At 73.9% G+C, this 2566-nt stretch carries 2 protein-coding genes and 1 pseudogene; all 3 read left to right on the forward strand.

Annotation, left to right across the window (positions count from 1 at the left end; genetic code table 11):
* A partial coding sequence (locus tag B7X32_RS20280; protein ID WP_292723893.1) for an RDD family protein occupies positions 1 to 1192 on the forward strand: 1192 nt, incomplete at its 5' end.
* Complete coding sequence (locus B7X32_RS20285; RefSeq protein ID WP_292723896.1) at positions 1189 to 2007, forward strand: protein phosphatase 2C domain-containing protein; 819 nt, start codon at positions 1189 to 1191, stop codon at positions 2005 to 2007. The genes B7X32_RS20280 and B7X32_RS20285, both read left to right, overlap by 4 nt.
* Positions 2007 to 2566: pseudogene (locus B7X32_RS20290) on the forward strand (FHA domain-containing protein); the annotation flags it as partial. The gene B7X32_RS20285 and the pseudogene B7X32_RS20290, both read left to right, overlap by 1 nt.

Below are 2566 nucleotides of genomic sequence, written 5' to 3' on the forward strand. Positions count from 1 at the left end.
CGCCACCGCCCTGCCGGGACTGACGCAGGAGAACGCCGCCGCGCGCGCGGGCGGGCTCGTGCTCGGGATCGGTGCGACCTTCGTCGTGGCACTGGCCTGGTTCCTCGTCGTCTGCTTCATGCAGGGCGGAGGCGGATCCGTCGGCATGCGCGTCATGAAGCTGCAGCTGGTGCGCGCCGACACCGGTGCCCCGCTCGGTTTCGGCCGCGCCCTGCTGCGCAACATCGTCTTCGGCCTGAGTACGGCGATCGTGGTGGGGTACTTCACCCCGCTGTTCGACGGATCCGGTCTGTTCCAGGGCTGGCACGACAAGGCGGCGGGCGCGATCGTGCTCGACGTCCGCGGCGCTGCGGCGCCTGCGCCCGCGGCGCCGCACCCGGCGTCACCGGCCGCGGCCGCCGTGCCTGTCGCGACCGCCTCGCCCGTCGCGCCTGTCGCAGCGTGGGACGATCCCGACGGCGCCACGGTGACGTCTCTGCCCCCGCGCCCGGCCGATCCGGTCGCCTCCGCTGCCGTGCCGCCCCAGGTGGCGCCGCCGCAGGTGGTGCCGGCGCAGGCGGTGCAGCCGCAGATCGCCGACCCCGACGAGGCGGCGATGATCACCACGGTGCCCGGCATCAGCCCTTCGGCGCCGGTCGCCGCTCCGGCGCCGACTCCCGTCACCGGGCCCGAGGCGGCGCTCGCCGCAGCCCCGGCGGCTCCTGCGGCGCCCCCTGCGGAGGATCCCGCCGCCGAGCCCGCGACGGCGCCCACCGCGACGGTGGCCTCCGCCCAGAGCGGATCCGCCGGTGCCGCTGGTTCCGCGCCGCTTCCCGCCGCGGTCGACGTCGAGGACGACGATGCGGAGGACACGCGCATCAGCATTCCCGGCCACCGGCTGCTGTTCGTCTGGGACGACGGCGTCCGTGCGATCGTGTCGGGGCGGACGCTGTTCGGGCGGAATCCCGCCGCAGAGCCCGGAGCGTCCGTGGTCGTCGTGCGCGACGAGACCCTGTCGCTGTCGAAGACCCATTTCGAGGCGGCGGCGGAGAACGCCGGGGGCTGGGTGCGCGATCGGCATTCCACGAACGGCACGACCGTCGTGCGCGACGGGGTGCGCATCGCATGCCCGCCAGGGGAGCGCGTGAGGATCCGTCTCGGCGACGCGATCGAGATCGGCGAGCGGATCGTGACGGTCGGGGGCTACGCATGATCGTGCCGATCGTCGCGCGCGTCGGCGCCGCCACGGACACGGGCCTCAAGCGCGCGCACAACGAGGACTCGCATCTGGCGCAGGCGCCCCTCTTCCTGGTCGCCGACGGGATGGGCGGGCACCAGGCCGGAGACCGCGCGAGCATGATGGTGGTCCGCGAGTTCCAGGCACTGCTCGGCCGCAGCGTGCTCACCATCGACGACGTCGGCTTCGCGCTGGCGCACGCGAGGGCGGCGGTCGAGGCCATCGCGCACGACGGCTCCGCGGGCGCGGGCACCACGCTCAGCGGCGTCGCGATCGCGGAGGTCGACGGGTCCGGGTACTGGCTCGCGATGAACATCGGGGACTCGCGGACCTACCGCTACGCCCATCGCGCGCTCGAGCAGATCTCCGTCGACCACTCGGTCGTGCAGGAGCTCATCGATGCCGGCGAACTGGGCGCGAGCGAGGCGCGGCACGATCGCCGGCGCAACATCATCACGCGCGCGATCGGTGCGGGCAGCACAGGGGAAGCCGATTTCTGGATGATCCCCGCGGCCGCCGGAGACCGGATCCTGATCTGCTCGGACGGACTGAGCTCGGAAGTCGACGATCAGGAGCTGAGCGAGATGCTCGCGATCTTCGAGGATCCGCAGGCCGCGGCCGAGCGCCTGGTCGCTCGTGCGCTCGAACTCGGCGGGCGCGACAACGTGACGGCCGTCGTCGTCGACGCGATCCACGTGAGCGCCCGCTCCAGCGGTGCGAACGCCGGCGGCTTCGATGACATCGACTCGGACACGCGCCCGCGTGCCGAGGCCATGGGGGGGATGCAGTGATGGATGCCGTGTACGCATCGGGGGACTGGTATCTGCTGGTCGGACCGCGCGCCGCTGTCGCGCTACCGCCGGACGCGTCCGAGGCGCTGATCTCGACGCTCTGGGAGCGGGTCGGATCCGGTCAGGACGACTTCTCCGGCATCGTGGACGCGCTCACCGCGGCCGGCGGCGGATCGTTCGCCGCGATCCCTCCGTTCGCGGCCATCGTGCGCGAGGGCGACGACGCCCGCGTCGCCGTGCGCGGCCAGGTGACGGCGCGGGTGTCCGCCGCGACCGCGCACGAGATCAGCGGGGCCGAGGTCACGACCTGGTCCGAACGATTCGTGCCGGGCATGACCGGCGGGACGCTGGTGCTGCAGGAGGACGGCGACGCCGACGTGTCGCTCCCGATCGTCGCGGGCGTGGTCCGGGCCGCCGCGGTCGAGTTCGGCGAGCGCGCCGAGCCGGAGGCCGAGCCGGAGCCGGAGGCCGTGATCGTCCCTGAGTCGGAGGCCGAGCCGGAGCCCGAGCCGGAACCTGAGCCCGAGCCCGAGCCCGAGCCCGAGCCCGAGCCCGAGCC

This window comes from Microbacterium sp. 13-71-7 (genome assembly GCF_002257455.1).
Classification (GTDB): Bacteria; Actinomycetota; Actinomycetes; order Actinomycetales; family Microbacteriaceae; genus Microbacterium.

Coding starts and splice junctions, on each gene's coding strand:
- B7X32_RS20285 (WP_292723896.1), top strand. CDS start 1,189: ATGATCGTGCCGATCGTCGCGCGCGTCGGCGCCGCCACGGACACGGGC.